The organism is Zavarzinia aquatilis (assembly GCF_003173035.1).
In the GTDB taxonomy this organism is placed as follows: domain Bacteria; phylum Pseudomonadota; class Alphaproteobacteria; order Zavarziniales; family Zavarziniaceae; genus Zavarzinia; species Zavarzinia aquatilis.
This window is the reverse complement of the sequence record NZ_QGLE01000027.1, coordinates 1-4,526: the sequence shown is the minus strand read 5'-3', so window position 1 is coordinate 4,526 and position 4,526 is coordinate 1. Positions and strand designations below refer to the sequence as shown.

The window sequence follows — 4,526 nt, the reverse complement described above, 5'->3', positions numbered from 1 at the left end:
CCGGACGAGACCATGATCCAGCCCGCGACCTATCGCGCGATCGAGGATCTGTCCCGTTACATCTGGCAGCACGAGCCGAAGGCCCGCCACGCCCAGAGCATGGTGCCCATGGTCCAGGCGGTGAACCAGGTGCTCTACGAAGGCGATCCGTCCTATGCCATCGTGCCCGACACGGTCGACGAGGTGGCCTTCAACGTTTACCTGTTCTCGTCGAAGGGCGAGCCGGGCGACTTCAAGGCCTATACCGACGAGACCTGGCGCATCGGCAACATCATGGTGCCGCTCGACGACAAGACCGGCACCACGGTGAAGTCGGTGACCGCCCTGGCGCGCCAGTTCATCGCGTCCATGCCGCCCCTGCCCAATGGCGCCAAGCTGCTGGTCGCCGGCGGTCAGGTCGGCATCGCCGAGGCGATCAACGCCGAGATCGAGGACACCAAGGACGCCGTCCTCGTCGCCATCGTGGTCTTCATCGCGGGCTGCATCTTCGTCGCGTTCCGCTCGCTCTGGGTCACCGGCGTGCTGATCTTCGCCCTGCTGACCTCGACCTTCATGACCGACACCTTCATGTATCTGATGGGCATCGGCCTCAACATCAACACGCTGCCGCTGGCCGCGCTCGGCGTCGGTCTTGCCGCCGACTACGGCATCTACATCCTGCACCGGGTGCGCGAGGCCCTGGCCGAGGGCGAGCCCTGGGAGGTCGCGGTGCACCACGCCCTGACCACCTCGGGCAACGCGGTGATGATCACGGCGATCACCATGATCGCGCCGGTGATGCCCTGGGCCTTCTTCTCGGCCCTGCGCTTCCAGGCCGAGATGGGCGTGCTGCATGCCGTGGTGCTGTTCTTCAACATGCTTGGCGCCCTGATCTTCGTGCCCTGCATGGTGCTGCTGTTCAAGCCGGCGTCCCTGCGAAAGGGGCACGCGGCGCCCGCCGGCCAGCGCCTGGAGCGCGACGCCGTCGGCGAGGCGGCCGAGTAACCGGGACCATCGCGTAACCGCTTAAACCACGAACGACCAGAGCCCCCGGCCAGAGAACGGCCGGGGGATGGCGGAAAACGCCCCCGGCCACAGGCCGGAGGGAGAGGGAACGCCCCCGGCCACAGGCCGGAGGGAGAGGGAACGACAGGGGTAGGGGGGTTAACATGAAGCTGTGGAACATCCTGCTGACGACAACGATCCTCGGCGGCGTGGCCGGCGCCACGCTGTCGGGCTTCGCCTCGGGCTTCGATGACGTCAGTGTGGGCGGGCGCGTGAAGCAGGGCGTCGCCTTCGGCTATTCCGATCTGACCGACGGCATGCTGAAGATCGCCCAGGCCAATTACATCGTCGAGCTCGACACCAGCTGGAAGCCGTCGAAGAACATCGCGGTCACCGGCAACTTCTGGCTGCGCGGCGACTGGTGCGACAGCTGGTGCGGCGACCTCATGGGCTCAGGGATCCAGAACCCCAACAGCCCCAACGCCGCCCAGCAGTACGGCTATCACATCAACCGCAAGGGCGGCGGCCGCGACGATCCCTTCGGTAACACCGTCGATCACCAGAACCGCTATCTCGACGACTTCGAAGACGAGATGATCCGCGAGTTCGCGATCAAGTTCACCGACGACTACAACCGCTTCGCCCTCAAGATCGGCAAGTTCGTGCGCGGCTGGGGCCAGTCGGACGGCATCCGTCTCCTTGACGTGCTTCATGCCCAGGACCTGCGCATGAAGGGCGTGCTGGGCGATTCCGACGAGATCCGCATCCCCAACTGGATGGCCGCGCTCGACCTGAACTTCGACGAGATGGGCATCGCCAAGCCCTTCGAATGGATCGGCATGACCAAGCCCGGCCTCGAGATGATCTTCATGCCCGAGACCCATCACGACAAGTTCGTCATCAATAACCCGACCCCGGGCGACGTCACCTCGGGCGGGCTTTACGGCTTCCCCTTCCCCTATCTGATCGACCCCGTGTCGGGCAAGGGCATCCCCTACTTCGCCGCCAACCTGCACGACGTGACGCCGCGCGAGTTCTCGGTCACCGACGCCACCCTCGCGGCCCGCTTCAAGTTCCAGGCGCTGCACGGCGAAGGCACGCTGAACGCCTATTACGGCTGGCAGGAGCTGCCCATCGTCAAGATGCGCGACTCGACCCTCTTCGTCGGCAGCGACAAGCACGATCCCAACCAGGCCCTGCTCAAGCTGCCGCTCAGCCAGCAGCTGCTCGAGACCCTCGTCCATGCCCCGGGCATCGGCTATCTCGACGCCATGCGCCTGACCACCGGCGGTCTGCTCGGCACCCTCGGCCAGCTGCTCGGCCCGGCCGGGATCAATGCCTATGGCTGCTCGACCGGCATCCTGCCGCCGCTCTGCTCGGTCACCACCAACTTCGATCTCGACTACAAGTATCGCAAGAAGCTGGTCGGCGCGACCTTCACCCGCGACATGGTCGAACTCGCCTTCGGCCCCAAGGATGTCGCGCCCGTGTTCCGCATGGAAGCCTCCTACGAGTTCGACAAGCCGTTCAACCGCTACCGCGTGGAAACCAATGTCGGGAGCGAGGTCTATGGCACCAACGCCCTCATCTCCTCGGTCGACAACAGCGTCGCCTTCCGCGACCAGATCTCGGTCATGGTCGGCTTCGACTACTTCCTCTGGCTGCCGTTCTGGAAGAACCAGGAAAGCTCGATCTTCACCAGCTTCCAGCTGTTCAACATCATCACCAAGGACTCGAAGGACCTGATGTTCCAGTCGCCCTACGCCGCCTTCGGCTCCAAGGTGCACCCGGTCCAGACCTATGCCTCGTTCCTGTGGTGGAAGGCGCTCGACGACGGCCGGCTCTACCTCGAGGGCCTCGCCGCCTACGACTTCCAGAACGAGGGCTTCGCCTATCGCCAGCGCGTCGACTTCAACTACTTCGGCGACCACGTCCGGCCGCGGCTCGAGCTGATCCACTACGAAGGCAAGACCGAGCAGGGCCTGTTCGGCCTCTATGACAACGCCGACGCGATCGAGTTCTCGCTCACCTATCAGTTCTGACCATAAAGACCACCAACGGGAGGATATCCATGAAGATCAGAACCATGGCGGCCGGCATCGTCGCCGCCCTGTCAATCGGCGCCTCGCAGGCCGCCCTGGCCAGTCCCGAGGATGGCGTCGCCGCCTGGAAGGCCTATGCCGCCAGCCATCCCGAGGTCGCGCCCTTCGTCGACGCCATCGGCTCGCCCGAGGCCCTCGCCATCGCCAAGCGCTGGGCCGCCCTGCGCGGCTATGACGCCCCGGGCATGCTCGCCACCGCCCAGCTGCCGCCCGAGCTGAAGCCCGGCACCGTCATCGACGCCAGCAATGTCGATGCCGCCTGGCTGAAGCCCTACATCCTTCCCGCCCTCGCCGACCGCTTCAAGGACAGCGCCTGGTTCGGCTGGAAGAAGGCGGTCATCGTGCCGACCGCGTCCTACTACATGCCCAAGGGCACGCTCGAGCAGACCGAGGCCGCCAAGGCCGCCGGCACCGTGTTCAACGCCACCGCCGACGGCAACCTGCTCACCCCCGACGGCAAGTTCGCCCTCGCGACCCAGGGCGCGATGCCCTTCCTCAACCCGAAGAACGGTCTCGAGGCGACCTGGTCCTTCGTCGCCCACGGCATCGCCAACGACAACCTGAACTTCAACCCGATCACCATGGACGTCTGCAACAACGGTGGCTCGCTGGAGCGCCAGTACAAGGCGGAACTGTGGTGGCAGAAGATGCACGGCCGCAAGGACGTCGCCCCTTACGGCGACATCGGCGGCATGGACGGCGTCGTCGAGGCGGGCGCGGTCTACTTCACCGATCCGCGTGACGTGCGCGGTCTCTCGGGCGTGCGCAAGCGCTTCGCCGACGCCAAGAAGGAAGACGACTTCAAGGTCTTCGTCCCGACCCTGAAGCGCACCCGCATCCTCTCCGCCACCGACGGCCAGGACCCGCTGGCCGCCGGCCTCGAGCTGATCTGGGACGACTGGCGTGCCTACTGGGTGAAGACCGACGCCTCCAAGTTCGACTACAAGATCGCCGGCGAGGGCTGGACCCTCGGCTTCCCGCACACCGGCCACTTCTCGGAAGCGGCCAAGCGTGAAGGCTCCTGCGCGGTCGATACGGTCGAGCTGGAACTCCGTCCGGTCTGGATCCTCGAGATCACCGACAAGACCGGCAAATACATCTACTCCAAGCGCCGGATCTATCTCGACAAGGAGTTCTACTACCCGGTCGCCAACGAGTTCTACGACGCCCGCGGCAACCTGATGCGCGTCTGGTACGACAGCCGCGACTGGGTGCCGGCCACCGGCCAGGCCCAGTGGAAGCAGGTCGCGATCTGGAACGTCATCTCCAAGCGCCTGACCTGGCTCACCATGGACTCGCGCTGGAAGGATCTCGAGACCAACCCGACGCCGTCCCTCTTCGACGTCGACCAGCTCCGCGACTACAAGTAATCCAGGGCTCGGGCGGCGTTTGGGAAGCGCGCCGCCCAACTCTCTCCTCTACCCAAGTCTTCCTCCTGGG

3 protein-coding genes are annotated in these 4,526 nt (G+C 65.4%); all 3 read left to right on the top strand.

Features of this window, described 5'->3' with window-relative positions:
* A partial coding sequence (locus DKG74_RS21240) for an efflux RND transporter permease subunit (RefSeq protein ID WP_207779456.1) occupies window positions 1–984 on the top strand: 984 nt, incomplete at its 5' end.
* Between the two features lie 164 nt (window positions 985–1,148).
* Window positions 1,149–3,026, top strand: coding sequence for a hypothetical protein (locus DKG74_RS21235; RefSeq protein ID WP_109908188.1), 1,878 nt, complete (start codon window positions 1,149–1,151; stop codon window positions 3,024–3,026).
* A gap of 29 nt (window positions 3,027–3,055) precedes the next feature.
* Window positions 3,056–4,456: a DUF1329 domain-containing protein gene (locus DKG74_RS21230; protein WP_133251678.1), complete on the top strand. Its 1,401-nt coding sequence runs from the start codon at window positions 3,056–3,058 to the stop codon at window positions 4,454–4,456.
* Window positions 4,457–4,526: the final 70 nt, after the last annotated feature.

Bases quoted from the DNA above. Each gene is read 5' to 3' on its own strand.
- DKG74_RS21235 (WP_109908188.1), top strand. From the start codon at position 1,149: ATGAAGCTGTGGAACATCCTGCTGACGACAACGATCCTCGGCGGCGTG.
- DKG74_RS21230 (WP_133251678.1), top strand. From the start codon at position 3,056: ATGAAGATCAGAACCATGGCGGCCGGCATCGTCGCCGCCCTGTCAATC.